Here is a 17,899-nt window from a genome sequence, read left to right on the forward strand (position 1 = left end):
TCGAGACGGGAAACATAAAAGCAAATTGGCAGGTCTTCTGGCTTCACGGCTTACGAAGAACGCCTTCCCGGACAAGCTATCCAGTGGCCATTGTTCTTCAAAAACACCGTTCACAGCAGCGGGACTGCTCAGGTTTTTCACCTGATTCCCTTTTTAATCAACGGCATGAACCAATTGCTTTGCGAAGTTACGACTTTCCGCTATCAAAACCAATGAATTTCATTCCTTTTTAACAAAAAAGTGCTTTTCTGTGTTTGAATATTATGGGAATATACTATCTTTGCCCGATATTAATACCATATTTTACTACTATCACTTAGCTTGTTAAGCACTAAATTATCAATAAAAACATAATTAAGATCTAAAAACATGCAAGAAACAATTCACAAAGTGCTTTCCGGCGACTTTAATAAGCGCAAGGCACTGATGTTAGCCATTACGGCTCTCATTACTTTAATCGTATGGAACCTGCCCATCACCAGCTTTGGGATAGATGGGCTGACCGTAGTTCAACAACGTGTTATCGCCATTTTCGTCATGGCAGTCCTCCTATGGTTGACGGAAGCCATCCCATCTTGGGCTACTTCCATCGTCATTATCTTCGTTCTCCTCTTCTGCGTATCAGATTCGGCGTTTAACTTCCTACAAGGCACAGAGGGGGAATATGGAGAATTGCTTGACTACCAAGGTGTAATGTCATGCTTCGCCGACCCAACCATCATTCTGTTCCTTGGAGGTTTTATCTTGGCTATCGCCGCAACAAAGAGTGGACTCGACGTTTTAATGGCCAAAACTTTGATAGCTCCATTTGGCAAGAAGAGCGAAAATGTGCTGTTGGGCTTCTTGCTCATCACGGGTATTTTCTCAATGTTCATATCCAATACGGCCACGGCAGCCATGATGTTGACCTTCCTCACACCCGTATTTAAGGCTCTGCCGGCCAACGGTAAAGGACGTATCGCCCTGACAATGGCCATTCCTATCGGCGCGAACCTCGGCGGTATGGGAACTCCTATCGGTACGCCTCCCAACGCATTTGCCTACAAGGTACTCAATGATCCTGCCGGAATGAATCTCGGTATCAGCTTTGGTCATTGGATGTTGATTATGGCTCCCATGGTTATAATCCTTTTAATTATCGCATGGAGAATCCTTATCAAACTCTTCCCATTCAGCCAAAAGACAATAGAACTTCAAATTGAAGGTGAAGTTTCTCACAATTGGCGCACCAAAGTAGTGGCTGCCACATTTATCCTAACCATCATCCTTTGGATCTTCGGCAAACAATTAGGAATCAACGCCAATACCGTAGCCATGCTGCCCATTGCCGCCTTTGCTTTCACGGGAGTGATCAACGCCAAGGATTTGCAAGATATAGATTGGGCGGTTATATGGATGGTTGCCGGTGGTTTCGCCCTTGGTAATGCCATGAACCAAACCGGATTAGCCGCTAACGCCGTTAACAGCATTCCTTTCGGCGAATTTAACCCCATCATTATTTTGGTTATCAGTGGCTTGGTTTGCTTTATACTTAGTAACTTTATATCAAATACAGCCACAGCTGCCCTTCTGATACCTATCTTAACCGTAGTTTGCGTCGGTATGGGTGATAAACTTGGAATGATCGGTGGTACACCTACCGTATTGATTGGTATTGCCATCGCCGCAAGTTGCGCCATGTCACTTCCTATCTCCACACCTCCAAACGCCATCGCGTTCTCTACCGGACTTATCAAACAAAACGATATGCTTAAAGTTGGACTGATTGTTGGTATCGTTGGTCTGATAATTGGCTACTCTGTACTTATCGTTTTTGGTAAAATGGGCATATTCTAAAAGTATGAATAAGGGGGAGCTTCCCCTCCCCCTCTCATTTTCTACATACAATAACCCCCGAAAGTTATGATTAACTTTCGGGGGTTACTTTATGCTTTAAATACTATCGTAGTAGTATCTTATTCTTTACTTTACGTAAACTACAGCAAGACGGTTAGAAGTAGTACCCTGCACACCCTTACCGGTAGCCTCGTCTACAACAACACCCTTGTCCTGAAGATACTTAGCAACTGCGTCTGCACGAGACTGAGAAAGCTTATCGTTAACTTCCTTTGAGCCTTCAGGAGAAGCTGTACCTACAATCTGTACGTGCTTGCCGGCTGCAACACCATCCAAAGCAGCCTTAGCTTCCTTAGTAAGAAGAGCCTTGCCCTGAGCGAATGTTACAAATACAAGGTTCTCAACCTTTACCTGCTGAGGAGCGGGAGCTTCCTTAACGATTTCCTTAACAACTTCTTTCGGCTTGCGAGTAAGCTCGTTGCGGAGGCTGTTGATCTGATCGTTTAAAGCGTCGATTTCGGCTTGATCGCGAAGCTGAGCTATTGTAAAGTTGTGTGAACCATTAGAGTTCTTAAACTTGTAAACGAGACCTGCGTTCAACTGAACAAAGCTGTGGTTTACATCGTACTGTACTCTGTCGTTACCGAGGTTATAAGGAGTACCGGTCTTGTCATTGAGACCGTAGATGATAGCGGGCTCAACATAGAACTGCCATGCCTTGTTTGCACCAAAGTTGAAAGCGAAATCAAGACCTAACTTAGAAGTAAGATTGTTCTTGGCGTTGATTTTATCGTATTCGCTTGAGTTACCGAAAAGGTGTCCCCAACCAAGACCTGCAACAGCGACAACCTCGAAAGGACGTGGCTCACCTTTGTAACCACCGAACCAATTGCTCAAGTTTACAGTACCAAGGAGGCTTGTGTTAACGAAACGAACGGCAGTACCGGTAGAAGCCCAAGGCTTGTTTGAGAAGTAAGCGTTGCTCTCAACAGCCAAACCTAATACCGGAGTGAAGTAACGACCCAAACGAACACCGAAGTTAGGATCAAGACCCTTCATCCAAGCGTGACCGGTTGTCTTAGTAGCTACACCACCATTAATACCGAAATAAACATTGTCGAAAGTTTTGCTCTCTGTAACAGTTTGAGCAGAAACTGAGAAAGTCATTGCAGCAGCTGCAAACAATAAAACGAGTTTTTTCATTTCTCTCTAAAATTAAATGAATTATTATTAAATTAAAAAATTATCCTTTTTAAATCTTATATTTATACGACTTAAGCACTCCTAACCTAATATCTAATCACAGAGGCTTCCGTGCAAAAGCGTTGCAAAGTAATTTAAAAAACTTCATTGAACCAAAAATATATTACAAAAACATGTTAAATATAGCTTTTAACTGAACATTTGTCAAGTACAAAATAGCCATATTGCGTTTTTTCCCTCTAATTATTGAATAAATATTAATACATTGACAATAAAAAAACAGACTCGTATCACTACGAATCTGCTTCACTATTAGAGAGTTATAAAAAAATCAAGTATTGTTATAATATCTAAAATCATTAATAAAATTCTTTCTTTCCGGCCGATAATGTATTCTTCATCAGCGAACAGATTGTCATGGGACCAACTCCTCCGGGAACGGGAGTAATGAAGCTACACTTAGGAGCTACATTCTCAAAATCGACGTCCCCGCAAAGTCTGAACCCACTCTTACGAGTTACATCAGGAACTCGAGTCGTACCGACATCAACAACCACCGCTCCATCTTTTACCATATCAGCCGTAACAAAATTGGGTTGACCAATCGCGGCGATAATAATATCAGCCTCACGGCATTCTTCTTTCAAAGTGGCAGAGTGGCTATGGCATACCGTTACCGTCGCATCACCATATTGTTTTTGCAACATTAACTGCGACATTGGCTTTCCTACAATGTTGCTTCTGCCTAATACTACACACTTCTTACCTGAAGTCGGTATATTGTAATGCTTCAAGAGGGTCAGTATTCCCAATGGAGTGGCACTGATAAAACAAGGCAAACCAATGGCCATCCGGCCGACATTGATAGGATGAAAACCGTCAACGTCTTTGCGATAGTCAATCGCCATAATGACCTTTTGCTCATCAATATGCTTTGGCAATGGCAATTGAACGATAAAACCATCTACATCCTCGTCATGATTCAGCTTATCAACACACGATAAAAGTTCTTGCTCTGTGACCGTATCCTCGTAGCGTATCAGCGTAGATTTGAAGCCACACTGCTCACAAGCGAGTACTTTATTCTTTACGTAAGTCTCGCTTCCACCATCATGTCCTACGAGTATAGCTGCTAAATGTGGCTGCTTTTTGCCTTGCGCCACCAACTCTTTCACCTCAGCGGCTATCTGTTCTTTTATCGCCGCGGCAGTAGCTTTACCGTCAATCAATGTCATCGGGGCATTCCTTTCATTTGGCGCATCATGTTGGCCATACCGTTACCGGTAACCATTTTCATCATTTTGCGCGTTTGGTCAAACTGCTTAATCAGTCGATTTACTTCCTGAATATTGGTACCAGAACCTTTCGCGATACGCTGACGGCGGCTGGAATTGAGGACTTCAGGATTGGTACGCTCCTTAGGAGTCATACTTTGGATAATAGCTTCAATGCCTTTGAAAGCATTATCGTCTATCTCCACGTCCTTTATGGCTTTTCCTACTCCCGGTATCATTCCTGCCAAATCTTTCAGATTACCCATCTTCTTGATTTGCTGAATTTGATTCAGGAAGTCATTAAAATCAAATTTATTCTTTTGAATCTTCTTTTGAAGACGACGAGCTTCTTCCTCATCAAACTGTTCTTGGGCACGTTCCACCAGCGAAACGACGTCACCCATTCCCAAGATGCGGTCAGCCATACGTTCCGGATGGAATACATCTATGGCCTCGAGCTTCTCACCCGTACCTATAAACTTAATAGGTTTGGTTACAACCGTTCTGATACTGAGCGCCGCACCACCACGGGTGTCGCCATCAAGTTTGGTCAGAACTACACCATCAAAATCGAGTCGGTCGTTAAATTCCTTTGCAGTATTTACCGCATCTTGACCGGTCATTGAGTCAACAACAAACAATGTCTCATGTGGATGAATCGCTTCTTTAAGGTTAGCGATTTCCACCATCATCTCCTCATCTACGGCCAAGCGACCTGCTGTATCGACGATAACCACGTCATTGCCGTTAGCCTTAGCCTGACGGATGGCATGTTGGGCTATCTCAACTACATTTTTGTTGTCCGGTTCAGAATAAACCTCTACCCCAACTTGTTCACCAACGACCTTCAACTGCTCTATAGCAGCAGGGCGATACACGTCACAAGCAACGAGCAAAGGTTTCTTATTCTTTTTCTTCTTAAGCAAATTTGCTAATTTTCCGCTAAACGTTGTTTTACCGGAACCTTGCAAACCACTCATCAGGATAATCGAGAATTGGCTATCAAGACGTAACGGAGCTTCTTCTCCTCCCATGAGTTGTGCCAATTCATCGTGAACAATCTTCACCATCAATTGACCGGGCTTCACAGCCGTGAGTACATTCATACCCAAAGCCTTTTGCTTAACGCTATCAGTAAAGCCTTTCGCAACTTTATAGTTTACGTCAGCATCTAACAATGCACGACGTACGTCTTTCAAGGTTTCAGCTACATTTATTTCTGTAATTTTGCCTTCACCTTTTAATATTTTAAACGACCTTTCAAGCCTGTCGCTAAGATTCTCAAACATAATAAAATGTAATATTTACGGATATATCCCACTAAGACGGTTGCAAAATTACATAATATAATAATGAATGACGAAAGATAAAACTATTATTTAATGTATTTTAAGTGTATTTGAGTTGAAATATCAACCATATTTTATATATCAATTTGGGCCACCAATGGAAGATGATCGCTGTAACCCTCATTATATTTATACATGGTAAAGTTACGTAGCGGCATTACTCCTCCATACTTATCGTCATGAGTAAGGAGAAAAGGATAGTCCACCACATAGCAATCCCATCTTTTCCGCGCCAGACTACGGCTTACCAATATGTGGTCCAAACTATTCCATTCGCCACGAAATTTATAGGTAGCCTTAGCCCCATGCCTACCTTGGGCCTTCACTGAAATATCTACCATTTCATGGTTACAAATGGTCTGAAGGCTTTTATTATTTGAATAATCATTAAAATCGCCAGCCACAACAATTTTAGCTTCGCGCCGAAGCAGCCTTATTGAATCAATAGAGGCGGCAAGTTGCCCTGCCACTTGCACTCTATAAGGCTCCGAAAGCTTAGCTCCGCCCGACCGGCTGGGCGCATGTACCACAAAGACATGCAAGGTATCGCCTGTAATGATTTCGCCCGAAGCATAAAGAATATCACGTGTAGGTTTCATATCCGGCAATAAATCTATCCGGATAGGATAAGAAGTGATGAGCCGAAAAGAGAATGGAGAGTAAAGCAATGCCACGTCTATTCCCCGCTCATCCGGAGAATTTGTCATCACGTATTCGTATCGTGCATTTCTTAACAATGATTTCTTGGTAAGATCTGTCAACACACTGTCATTCTCAACCTCACATAAAGCAATCAAATCGGGCTGCGTCCATTTTACCCCCTCTCCTCCACAAGCTATCAGTTCCTGACTGATATTCGTCAGCTTACGCCAATATCGATAATGCGTCCAATGGTGATAGCTTTCCGGCAGGAACTCCACATCGTTTTTCAACGAATCGTGTTCCGCGTCAAAAAGATTTTCACAATTGAGTTGCACAATCGTGAAAATCCCAAGCAAAAGGGCGTAAAATATGTTCATGAGTTATTGGAAACGTTCACACGAATCTTAGTTAAGTAGCTTTTCATGCCTTCCGCGTCTTTCGTATCGATAATATGCAGCAGCTCTTTCAACTCCTCACGTATTTTACTTACTTGCCCGCTGGTATAGGGGTTGAATAGAATTTCCTGCAATAAATAATCATCTTCATTCAATACTCCTTTGGCAATCTTCATGTGTCGCTTAAATGTTGTTCCGGGCGCATCCTGATGTTTCATCACCGCAGCAAAGACAAATGTACTCACAAATGGAATACTTAATGAATAAGCCACGGTCTCATCATGCTCGGTAAATGAATACTCGTAGATATTCAGCCCAAGTTTTTGATAAAGATCTTTAAAGAAAATGCGGCCCATATAATCACCTTCATTAATGATGATGGCATTTTCCTCGCTCAATTGATTAAGATTGGCGAAGGTCGGACCAAACATGGGATGGGTTGAAACGAAAGGATGATGTCTCGACAAATAAAATTCTTTCAAGCCGGTTTTCACACTGGCAATATCGCTGATGATACAATTCTCGGGAAGATAGGGCATGATTTCCTCAAAAGCTAACAACGTATATTTCACCGTTACCGCATTTATCACTAATTCAGGTTTGAACTCTTTTACCTCGTCTAAAGTCTGAAAGCGATAGCAGTTATACGTAAAACGCAAACGTTTTGGGTCTTTCTCGAATACGGCTATTTCGTGATCGAAGCTGAGCAGGTCGATAAAGAATGACCCCATCTTACCTGCTCCCATTATTAAAATTCTCATGCCTCTTTATTGATTAACGATTTCCAACTGCTGACGCACACTCTCCTCATGGATATGCTCAAACACCTGAGCTGCAAACTCCGGTGCCAACCCACACAGACTGGCCTGCGCTCCTCGTTTCTCCAAGATCTCATTGTAGCGGTTAGCCTGCAAAACCGTCATGTTGTGTTCCTTCTTATACGTACCGATTTCCCTACAAACACGCATTCGTTTCGCTAACAATTCCATCAACTGGTTGTCAAGTTCGTCTATTTGGCTGCGCAACTGCCGTATTCCTTCCGTTGTCGTATTTCCGTCACGCACCACAAGCAAACTTAAAATAAAGTCCAATATGTCAGGCGCCACTTGCTGCTTGGCGTCGCTCCATGCTTCCTCGGGATTGCAATGGCTCTCCACTATAAGACCGTCAAAGCCCAAATCCATGGCCTGCTGACAAAGAGGCGCTATCAAATCACGGCGTCCACCGATATGGCTGGGGTCACAAATAATAGGCAATTCAGGTATTCGACGATGCAGTTCTATGGGAATTTGCCACATTGGCAGGTTGCGATAAATCTTCTTATCATAACTTGAGAAACCACGATGAATGGCACCCAAGCGCTTAATACCGGCCTGATTGATACGCTGCAGCGCTCCTATCCAAAGTTCCAAATCAGGATTCACGGGATTCTTTACCAATACCGGAACGTCCGCACCTTGCAAAGCGTCAGCCAAAGCCTGCATGGCAAAGGGATTCGCCGACGTACGGGCACCAATCCATAGAATATCTATACCATATTTTAAAGCCAATTCCACATGCTCCGGTGTAGCGACCTCAGTAGCTGTCAGCATACCGGTCTCTTCCTTTACTCGTTTCATCCAAGGCAAAGCCTCTTCGCCCTTGCCTTCAAACCCACCCGGCTTTGTACGGGGTTTCCATACTCCTGCCCTGAAGATATGGCAGCCTTTAGCAGCCAACTGCCTTGCAGTGGTTATCACTTGTTCCTCGGTCTCGGCCGAACAAGGGCCGGCAATCACACACGAGGGGCGCTCATTATCGCTCGGCAAATTCAATGGTTGTAGTTCTAATTCCATAGTCTTTATGTTTTTATTATTATTTCTGAATCTGTTCGGGACAATCTTAAGATTGCTCTTTTTACCCAAATACTTTTTTTATTCTATTTAAAGCCTCTTCCATCTTCTCTTCCTTGGCACAGAGAGATATACGAATATAGCGCTTTCCATTCGACCCGAAAATGAATCCCGGCGTAATAAACACATGTGCCTCATGGAGCACCTTCTCCGTAAGTTCTTCCACTTCAGCGTAGTTTTCAGGTATTTTTCCCCATAAGAACATGCCGACCTGCTGTGGATCAAAGGTACATTTCAGGGTCTCCATAATCTTTTCAGCCACCATTCTTCGTCTTCGGTAGATGTCAATATTATACTCTCTATGCCATTCAGACGTATTTTCTTTCAGAGCTTCAGCCGCAGCTAATTGGATTCCACGGAATGTCCCACTGTCTATATTACTCTTTATTTTCAGAATCCAGCTGATGAATGTAGGATTAGAAATACACATTCCCACACGCCATCCGGGCATATTAAAGCTCTTGCTCATGGAATTGAATTCTATACAGCAATCCTTTGCCCCCGGAACTTGCATAATAGACAGCTTCTCTCCTTCGTTTAAAATAAAAGAATAAGGGTTGTCATTCACCACAACAATATGATGACGTTGCGCAAAATCCACCAAATGCTCATACGTTTCACGCCGTGCATTGCCTCCGGTTGGCATATTCGGATAGTTCACCCACATCAGTTTTACCCGACTTAGGTCCATCCGCTCTAATTCTTCAAAGTCCGGCTGCCAGCCACTTTCTTCACATAGATTGTAATTTTTCACCCTCGCCCCTAAAATAGTACTAAGCGATGTGTAGGTAGGATAACCGGGATTGGGCACCAACACTTCCTCGCCGGGATTGACAAAAGCCAAAGTTACATGCAGAATACCTTCTTTTGAACCGATCAAGGGTTGTATTTCCGAAGCGGGATTAAGGTCAACTCCATACCACCGGCTATAGAAATCGGCCATGGCTTCCCGCAATTCAGGCGTACCAATGGTAGGCTGATACCCATGAGCAGACGGCTGTCGGGCCACTTCACAAAGTTTTTCGATGGTCTGTTCTGAGGGCGACATGTCGGGACTTCCTATGGCTAAGGAGATTATATCTTGCCCCTCAGCGTTCAGACGAGCTACTTCTTTTAACTTTCTACTAAAATAATATTCTTGTATTTCAGTAACTCTGGTTGCTGGTTTAATCATTGGCTTTCGTTATTTTCTAAACAAATTATCAATTTTTTCTTATACAGTCATAGGCTTACATTAACACTCCGCATATTCACCTAATATCTTGATATTCCTCACCAACGGGGTGATGGCGTCAATAGACTGCCGGTATCGGGTGAAAGAATCAAACGTTACATCCACATAAAACAAGTATTCCCACTCGTGTCCGATGATAGGCAATGATTGGATTTTCGTTAGATTAATGTCATAAAAGCTCAATATCGTCAGAATCTTACTAAGCGATCCTTCCGAATGGGGCAACGAAAAAACAAGTGAAGCCTTAGTTACTTTATCCTTAACAATCAGCTCCTCTGCCTCCATGGGATTGGAAACAACTAAGAAACGTGTGTAATTATGCTTATTGTCATGAATATCTCTCTGCAAAACTTTCATCCCGTAGATTCCCGCCGCATAGGCAGAACAGATTGCTGCCCACCCCGTCATCTTGTGCCGGGCTATATATTCGGCACTACCGGCCGTATCGTCAGCCTCCACAGCCTTTACCTCTGCATGTTGAGAAAGGAAATGGCGACACTGTTGTAACGCCACCGGATGCGAATGTACCTCACGAATATCGGCCCAGTCATCTTCAGGCAGACAGCAGATAGAATGTTCTATATAGAGTTTATGCTCACCTACAATCGTCACATCAGCCTGCCTCAACAGTTCATAGTTATGCAAGAGACTCCCCGCTATGGTATTCTCAATAGCCAACATGCCAATGATGGTGGGGTCATGACGAATACTGTCAAACAATGATTCAAAGGTAGAACAGCAGAGCAACTCTATCTGTTCCCCATTAAAATACTCATGAGCGGCTATATCATGAAATGATCCTATCTCTCCTTGTATCGCTATTTTCTTCATTGTTATTCACTTGCTACTTGCTTTAACAAAAACGGTCCACACTCTTATGAGCGGGACCGTTTCGTTATTTTCCATATTCTTAAGCTGAATTCTACACGCAACTTCCCGCTTCACAATTTCTTGCAAAGTAAAAGTAAAAATAAAAGTAAGATGCGTACGACTTCATATCTTCTGTTCTAAGTTCTTAATAAGTGCAAAAATAAAACATTAAATCTGTTCTACCAAACAATTTAAAAGAAAAATATCAAGCAACGCAAAACTTTTTCCATACGTCAGAAAACAGATAGCAACTTGCCTTTACCTTCTCCTCTTTCTTATTTGACAGCTCTTTTCCAATAATGGATTGAGAAAGGAAAATGATGATATACCACATTCTATATACATTAATATTATAATATAAAGCTATTATTCACTTATAATAAAAGATTTTCACGTTGGGTTCTGAATATTTATTACATCTCTTATAACATATATCAAGAATAAGTGGTATTGCAAAGAAGCAGATACATCTATAATGTTCTCATACTTACCCTTACTAATATTTTGAGAAAATTTGTAATTTGGAGGAACATTTTAATAGAAATACAAGAAATTACACTCTAAAAGGCAATTAATCGTATTATTTTTAAGTTTTCCAAAGAACAATTTGTACCTTTGAAAAAACTTTATTTGTAACATAATATCCCAAAGGAATTCAGCTAAAAAGTAACTCTTTAAAAACAAAAATATGGATGCACAGAAAGTTGACATGTTCATTATGGCAAATAGTAGTAACCTTCCTGAAGAGGTGGCACCTTTTGTACGTGAGAAACTACTTGCACTTGATGATTCAAAATGGGCAGATCTCTCAACCATTCAATTTAAATTTAAGAACCCCACAACAGCACTCCTCCTCTCTATCTTTTTAGGCTGCTATGGGGTTGACCGCTTCTATATTGGCAATACAGGTATGGGTATTGGCAAATTACTTACTTGTGGTGGTTTGGGTATTTGGACTATCATAGACTGGTTTTTAATCTCAAGTTCTACAAAGGAGCAGAACTACAACAAACTTAAAACTTATCTCTGATACGGAGTTGTATTCCATTTTCGCCATGGCATACAATATGGAATCATATTTAAGTATTATGCTTTATAACTCACCACTTTTATTCCCACAGATAGTTATAATAGATTACTCTATTTTTAGTTACATGATACCAAAAGACACGCTATCACAAAGATAAAAGAAGAATAAAGGATAAGTATCATTTTATTAATTACATAACCACTCTCACGTCTGCCGCATACTTACACACTAAGCCTACCACCTTCTTTGAAACTCCTTAGGAATATCCCTTGCGGTTATAAGTTTGATTACTCCGTCAAGTACAGGATACATGAGTACGATAGTATCTTTTTCAATACTAACTATCTTGTAATCGTAATCTTTCATTCCCAAATGAATCGTACTGTCACTCGTTAATTTCCATTTCTTTTCATAAATATCGTCATACCCATTATATTCTTCAAACTTATCCTCTGGATTATCTCTGTCAAAAATTATCCATTTGCCCGATGTATCAAAATAATAATAAAAGCGTATTCTATCAACCTCAGGATACGTTACTGTACCATACTTCTGATAATGCCAATTGCGGAATTCCTTATCATCCAATCGTGGAAAAGTATCATATTCTTCCGTATACCAATATTTATAATTACCATCGGTCAGATAGTAAGATACAGAACGATGACGTTGCATGTAAACCACGACCACAAAACACACTACAATAAATAGAATGGAAAATAATATGAGCAAATGCCTTTTATTTAGTTTCTTCATAATACATTTCTCCTTTTTCAATATATAACTTATAGCCTAACCGCCTGCTTATTAGCTTCCGCAAAAGGAGGTTCTTCTATCACCCTGTCTCCGCAACCTATTACGCCACAAGCATGGAGAGTGGGGCGCCAAACATACGACATCGCTGACAGATACGTAAATGGAAATTAGAAAAGTATAGACTATTCTCATAAGGATAATGTTTTGATACGACATGATATTCATGGGAAATGGACGCCCCCACTTCACTTCGTAAATATAATAAAAGAACAAATAGCCTCCAAATGAAAGCGAAAGAAAAAATGAGAAAACAGAAAACAACAGCCTAAAGTAAACTTTCAAGCATAAAAAAGATAGGATTTCAGCCTATTGTCGGGTACGAATACGAAGCTATAAAGCTGCATTTAAACAGTCAAATGATACCCAAAAATCATCAGATATAAGGCATAGAAACTGCTATCAGCCTATCGTTCCATTAACTAAGAAGCGCACACACAATGCTCATACATTGTGTGTGCGCTTCCACTCTCTCCCTTCGGGCACGTTATCAATCACCAACTGGCCGATGACGGCATGTTCTTCCCCTACTTACTCTCACTCCTTCGGCACGGGATAACTGTAGCGATAACGTGACGGATAGTTGTCGCGGCTGCCGTTATACCATGCTCCTTCCACTGACAACTCCACGGAGAAGCCGGGATTAAACGTATATTTCACGGCCGCTCCCAGCACATCTGCCCCGGGCGCCATCATGCCCATGCCCGGCGCATAGTAAGGTAACATATTATAATAAGGTGAACCCCATCGACCCACATAGCTGTCATAATTGTTGGCGATGTCCTTTTTTCCATAAATCCATGCCTCCCAATGCTCATTGAATCGGTAGCCCAAGGCGGCATAAAGGGCACCATCACGGTAGGAATCGCTGCCATAGTTAAAATGTTGCACGTAACCTCCACCGGCCAACCACCACTTGCGGTCCTTGCCTATGGGCGTAAGATAGGTTGCCGACAGCCGTTGACCGAACCCTCCCTTATGGGGAGCATGTTTCCCAAACGTGGCAAAAGCCGTCAGATCTATACTCACATTCAGCCCCTCATGCAAGCCCCAACCATAGTTATACATGCCATAACGGTAGCCATAGGATGACAAAGGCAGCTGAAGCGGTTGGCGAAGCGTAGCCAACGTATCCTGCTGGGCCATCGCCATGAGGCCATGAAGTCCCAATAATAACAATATTAAGCTTTTCTTCATACGTACCTTTCAAATTTTACTTTGTTGCAAAGTTAATTAAATAACTTGAATTTATTTTGGACGTTAACCTTTTTATAGTATTTTTGCCTGCGTTGTATTAAATTACTGATATTTAGCAAGTTGCCCGCTTTTTGCCAACGATGGACCGGCAACAGTCCGACATTAGTTCTGTAAAAGCTTAGCTTTCAGCGCCTCAAAGCACTGCTATCGGGTCGCAAAAGGACAGCTATCACACGGTCAAAGCACTGCTATTACAACGCCCACGAGGAGCCGTTACGAAGCCACCGTTGGGAAGCCGGCCGGTTTGACAGCACGAGTGCCACTTGCTATAAGTTAAACTTATTAAGAAAGAATATGATGAAGAAGCAACTGATGGCCAGCCTATTGATTATGGCAGCCCTGCCCATAGCGGCGCAGAAGAAGACTACCCCACCGCAACAGCCCATCGCCAAACGAGTAGCCGACTTTTTCAAGAAAGCCAAGAAACAAGTGTCGGCCACGGGACAGCGTATCGGCGAAGTTATCGGACTTGACCAGCTTGATTCCGACAAGGACCTCATTACGGTAGATGACATAAAGTATATGCCCGTTTATACCAAGGACTTAATGACCAACCGTGAAGATGCGGCCAAGCTGAAAGCCGCCGCCAAAGCCGAGTTCAGTAAGAAATATCCCAAGGTAGAGGTCATTTCGGTCGTCGTTCCTCAAACCGATTGGAACCACTTTGCCATCACCAAGAAGAAAATAACGGGCTATAAGCGCCGTGCCTACGTATATATATTAGGTAGAGATGGCGATGACGCCTTCCTCAACGCCTGCTATCTCTTCGAGGCCGAGCGCGAACCGGGGCAGGAATATGTCAACGCCCGCGAATATCCCCAACTGCAAAGGGTCGACGCCATCCCCGCTTCCGTATTGTCAAAAATTGAAAGATAAAAACGCCATGAAGTTATTCGACGCCTTATTCGGCCGAAAAGGAAAGGCCTACCGTGAGCCTCAACAACCTGCGAAGCAGGCTTTCGCCCAAGTCAGCGATCCCGTTTCTCCCTCTCCCACAGAGCAACCCTCCTACTCCTTGGCCGACGATTTCGAGCGATTAAGGAAGCTCTCTGAAGCCCATCCCGATGATACCGGCCTGCTCATCCAAATGGCCCACGTTGCCTTTCAACTGAAAGACTACGTCGCCATGCAAGATGCGTGCGAGAAAGTTATCATCATCGACAGCCATCTTATTGAGGCCTACCACCTTTACGCACAAGCCTGCACGTCCCAAAACGACATGGTCAACGCCATCGCTATGGCCACCAAAGCCATCATGTTGTTTGAAAACGAGGCCGTATCATACGCCAAAGCCGCCGACCTTTACCTGCTCCATGGCCGCCTACTGATGCAAACGGGCGATAAAGCGGGGGCCGAGGAAGACATGAAAAAGGCATGGCAACTCAATCCTGACAGCCTCACGAGCGTCTCAGGTACCTTTAATGCCGAGGGGAAAGATTAAGGATAGGGGTGAGGGACCTAAGGTCCGGTTGTTAGATTATGGAGGTGAGAGGATGAAAAATAAGAGAATGAGATAATGAAAGAACATGGGATGAGCCGATGAAAGATAATGAAATGGGCGATGAAAACCTAAAAATCCTCATTCCCAAAGTAGAAACTATAATGATAAAGGTGGAAGATTCCAATTGGAAACTTCCACCTTTATCATTTCTCCATGGGCTGCATAGCCGTTAGGCGGCCCACTTCAAGCGCATGGAATTAAGCACTACGGAAAGGCTGGAGAACGCCATGAGTGCCGAAGCCCACATGGGTGAAATCTGAAAAGCTATGCCAAACAAGTACAATACGCCGGCAGCCAAGGGAATACAAACGATGTTATAGATAAAGGCCCAGAACAAATTCTGCCCTATCATCTTCACTGTTCGGCGGCTTAAGCTAAGCGCATCGGCTATACTTTGTAAGTCGTCGCCCATCAAGGTCACCTGCGCCACGTCCATGGCCACGTCGGTTCCACGCCCCATAGCCATGCTCACATCGGCCAAAGCCAAGGCTTGCGTATCGTTGATACCGTCGCCTATCATGGCCACCGTCTTGCCCCGGGCCTGCAACTCACGCACCAACTGCTCTTTATCCTGCGGCAATGCCTTGCTGCGATAGTGCTTTATACCGGCCTGCGAGGCCCAATAAGCGGCGGCTTCTTCCTTATCTCCACTCATCATATATACCTCTATGCCCTCGCGCTGCAAGCGTTCCATCACGTTACGGGCATTGGGTTTCAGCGTCTCTCGCTCATTGAGCGGCAGCGCGTCGGCCTTGGTGAAGTCTATGTTTTGGTTGGGTATGGTGAGCGTTCCGGTCTTATCGATGACAATGGCGTTTACTTTGCGCAGTCGTTCGAGCGCCGCCGCGTCCTTTATAAGCACCTGCTTCTCGGCTGCCTTGCCTATGCCCACCATCAAAGCGGTAGGCGTAGCCAATCCCATGGCACACGGACAAGCGATCACCAGCACCGCTATGGCACTCAAAACGGCATGGGGCAAGGCGGCATTACCACCGATAATCCACCATAACAGAAAGGTGAGCAGCGACAAACCGGCCACCACCGGCACGAACACCAGCGCCACCTTGTCGATAACCCGCTGCACGGGAGCCTTGGAACCCTGCGCTTGTTGCACCATTCTTATTATCTGTGCAAGCGCCGTTTCCTCACCTATTTGGCGGGCTTTCATACGCAGTTTGCCCTGATTAGGGATGGTTCCGGCCAATACTTTGCTGCCTTGGCGCTTCATAACCGGCGACGGTTCGCCCGAAATCATGCTCTCATCTACGTACGCGGCGTCAGCCGTCATGAAGCTCTCGGCCCATACCACCTCGCCATCGACAGGTATTTTCTCACCTGCCCGCACCTCGAGCACGTCGCCTTTTTCTATTGTCGACAAGGGCACTTGCTCCAAACGGTCGCCATCAACCAGCCGGGCCGTCTTGGGCTGAAGGCCCATCAGTTGGCGAATACTCGACGCCGTGCCGTCCTTGGCCTTCTCTTCGAGCAGTCGGCCGGTCAGCACAAAGGTGATAATCATGACCGAAGCGTCGAAATACGTATGCCACTCTATGCCTCGGCTGCCCCATACCTGCTCACCCCAAAAGGTGTTGAAAGCGCTGAAAAGGAAAGCCACGCCCGTAGAAAGGGCCACCAAGCTATCCATATTGGCCGTGGCATGGCGCAATTGTTTCACCGCCACGATGTAGAAAGAGCGACCGCAATAAATCATATTGGCCAGCGAAACGATCAGTGCCAACTGATTGGTCACGCTCTTATCGGTAATTCCCAACCATCCCATAGATAGGCTCATGACGAGCAAGGAGAACAACCAAGAGAGCGCAGTGGTGCGCCGCAAGCGTACAAACTCACGCTTCGTGATTTCCTCCACCGAGCGATCGGCCTCGATAATCAGGTCGTAGCCTATATCGTTAATGGCCTTTTTCATCTGCTCGAGCGTAATGACATCGGCGTTGAAATCTACCAACGCGCTCCTGCCGGGCAAGCTCACGGAGGCCGAACTGACGCCTTCCAACGAGCAAAGCTTGCGCTCTACATTGGCCGAACAAGCCGAGCAGGCCATGCCGACCACGGGAATAGTTTGCTTCATCGACCGCTATTACAAAGTAAGTTCGTAACGTCCGGCCCCGTTTACGGCGTCACGAATGGCCTCAACCGTAGCGGGCGCCTCGAAATCCACTACCACATTGGCGGCCTCAAGGCTGGCTTCGGCCGCTGTTACGCCGTTAACACTCTTGATAGCGTTCTCTACATTGGCCTTGCAATGTACGCATTTCATACCTGATACTGAAAAAGTTTGTTTCATATTGTTTGATTTATAATTGACTGATGCAAAGTTACGAATTCCACCTTATATATATATTACATAATTATGGATAAATGTTACAACTTTCCGCCCTTAGCTCCCACCGCATAAGGGCCCAATTACGCTTTTGCGATAGTGGGCCTTTGAGCGCCTCAAAGCAGCTTTTTCATCATGTCAAAGCTGCCCTCTTACACGGTCAAAGGCCTGCTATCGCAAAGCCAAAGTAAAACGTCAAAGAATTTGAATTTGCCGCATTAGCGGTTAAAATAAGCTAAAGCCTTAAACTTTTAAGGCCGAA

General features: G+C 44.1%; 16 protein-coding genes and 1 riboswitch. Of the genes, 4 read left to right on the plus strand and 12 right to left on the minus strand.

The window, feature by feature from the left end; translation table 11 throughout:
• Window positions 1-10: 10 nt before the first annotated feature.
• A riboswitch (cobalamin riboswitch) is annotated at window positions 11-190 on the minus strand.
• Between the two features lie 179 nt (window positions 191-369).
• Entirely contained in the window at window positions 370-1,836 is a 1,467-nt protein-coding gene (locus tag VIR50_RS02590) for an SLC13 family permease (RefSeq protein ID WP_331933586.1), read from the plus strand.
• A gap of 126 nt (window positions 1,837-1,962) precedes the next feature.
• Here VIR50_RS02590 and VIR50_RS02595 read toward each other — a convergent pair whose 3' ends face one another.
• From VIR50_RS02595 to VIR50_RS02630, 8 genes are all read right to left on the minus strand, one after another.
• Complete coding sequence (locus VIR50_RS02595; RefSeq protein WP_331933587.1) at window positions 1,963-3,039, minus strand: OmpA family protein; 1,077 nt, start codon at window positions 3,037-3,039, stop codon at window positions 1,963-1,965.
• 359 nt (window positions 3,040-3,398) lie between these two features.
• Window positions 3,399-4,274 carry a bifunctional methylenetetrahydrofolate dehydrogenase/methenyltetrahydrofolate cyclohydrolase FolD gene (folD, locus tag VIR50_RS02600; RefSeq protein ID WP_331933588.1) on the minus strand — a complete coding sequence of 292 codons (876 nt, stop codon included), beginning with the start codon at window positions 4,272-4,274 and terminating at the stop codon, window positions 3,399-3,401.
• Window positions 4,271-5,602, minus strand: a complete 1,332-nt coding sequence (gene ffh, locus VIR50_RS02605) for a signal recognition particle protein (protein WP_331933589.1) — start codon at window positions 5,600-5,602, stop codon at window positions 4,271-4,273. The genes folD and ffh overlap by 4 nt, the downstream gene beginning before the upstream one ends.
• A 134-nt stretch (window positions 5,603-5,736) precedes the next feature.
• Window positions 5,737-6,681, minus strand: a complete 945-nt coding sequence (locus VIR50_RS02610) for an endonuclease/exonuclease/phosphatase family protein (RefSeq protein ID WP_331933590.1) — start codon at window positions 6,679-6,681, stop codon at window positions 5,737-5,739.
• Window positions 6,678-7,460, minus strand: coding sequence for a prephenate dehydrogenase (locus tag VIR50_RS02615; protein WP_331933591.1), 783 nt, complete (start codon window positions 7,458-7,460; stop codon window positions 6,678-6,680). The genes VIR50_RS02610 and VIR50_RS02615 overlap by 4 nt, the downstream gene beginning before the upstream one ends.
• A gap of 6 nt (window positions 7,461-7,466) precedes the next feature.
• A complete protein-coding gene (locus VIR50_RS02620; protein ID WP_331933592.1) occupies window positions 7,467-8,534 on the minus strand; it encodes a bifunctional 3-deoxy-7-phosphoheptulonate synthase/chorismate mutase type II in 1,068 nt (355 codons plus the stop codon).
• A gap of 61 nt (window positions 8,535-8,595) precedes the next feature.
• Window positions 8,596-9,765 (minus strand): pyridoxal phosphate-dependent aminotransferase, encoded by a 1,170-nt coding sequence (locus tag VIR50_RS02625; RefSeq protein WP_331933593.1) that lies wholly within the window; start codon window positions 9,763-9,765, stop codon window positions 8,596-8,598.
• Window positions 9,766-9,825: 60 nt separating this feature from the next.
• Complete coding sequence (locus tag VIR50_RS02630; RefSeq protein ID WP_331933594.1) at window positions 9,826-10,656, minus strand: prephenate dehydratase; 831 nt, start codon at window positions 10,654-10,656, stop codon at window positions 9,826-9,828.
• 727 nt (window positions 10,657-11,383) lie between these two features.
• On the opposite strand from VIR50_RS02630, the gene VIR50_RS02635 reads away from it, so the two are divergent.
• The gene (locus VIR50_RS02635; protein WP_331933595.1) at window positions 11,384-11,725 is read left to right on the plus strand and encodes a TM2 domain-containing protein; all 342 of its coding nucleotides are present in this window, start codon (window positions 11,384-11,386) and stop codon (window positions 11,723-11,725) included.
• Between the two features lie 234 nt (window positions 11,726-11,959).
• On the opposite strand, the gene VIR50_RS02640 is transcribed toward VIR50_RS02635, so the two are convergent.
• Entirely contained in the window at window positions 11,960-12,481 is a 522-nt protein-coding gene (locus VIR50_RS02640; protein WP_331933596.1) for a hypothetical protein, read from the minus strand.
• 594 nt (window positions 12,482-13,075) lie between these two features.
• Window positions 13,076-13,735, minus strand: coding sequence for a hypothetical protein (locus tag VIR50_RS02645; protein WP_331933597.1), 660 nt, complete (start codon window positions 13,733-13,735; stop codon window positions 13,076-13,078).
• A gap of 354 nt (window positions 13,736-14,089) precedes the next feature.
• Here VIR50_RS02645 and VIR50_RS02650 point away from each other — a divergent pair, with 354 nt between their 5' ends.
• Window positions 14,090-14,671: a Tat pathway signal sequence gene (locus tag VIR50_RS02650; RefSeq protein WP_331933598.1), complete on the plus strand. Its 582-nt coding sequence runs from the start codon at window positions 14,090-14,092 to the stop codon at window positions 14,669-14,671.
• A gap of 7 nt (window positions 14,672-14,678) precedes the next feature.
• Window positions 14,679-15,236: a tetratricopeptide repeat protein gene (locus VIR50_RS02655; RefSeq protein ID WP_331933599.1), complete on the plus strand. Its 558-nt coding sequence runs from the start codon at window positions 14,679-14,681 to the stop codon at window positions 15,234-15,236.
• A 229-nt stretch (window positions 15,237-15,465) separates the two neighbouring features.
• On the opposite strand, the gene VIR50_RS02660 is transcribed toward VIR50_RS02655, so the two are convergent.
• Together VIR50_RS02660 and VIR50_RS02665 are read right to left on the minus strand one after the other, a co-directional pair.
• Entirely contained in the window at window positions 15,466-17,385 is a 1,920-nt protein-coding gene (locus VIR50_RS02660; protein ID WP_331933600.1) for a heavy metal translocating P-type ATPase, read from the minus strand.
• Between the two features lie 9 nt (window positions 17,386-17,394).
• The gene (locus VIR50_RS02665; RefSeq protein WP_331933601.1) at window positions 17,395-17,601 is read right to left on the minus strand and encodes a heavy-metal-associated domain-containing protein; all 207 of its coding nucleotides are present in this window, start codon (window positions 17,599-17,601) and stop codon (window positions 17,395-17,397) included.
• Window positions 17,602-17,899: the final 298 nt, after the last annotated feature.

The organism is Prevotella sp., assembly GCF_036570325.1.
In the GTDB taxonomy this organism is placed as follows: Bacteria; Bacteroidota; Bacteroidia; order Bacteroidales; family Bacteroidaceae; genus Prevotella.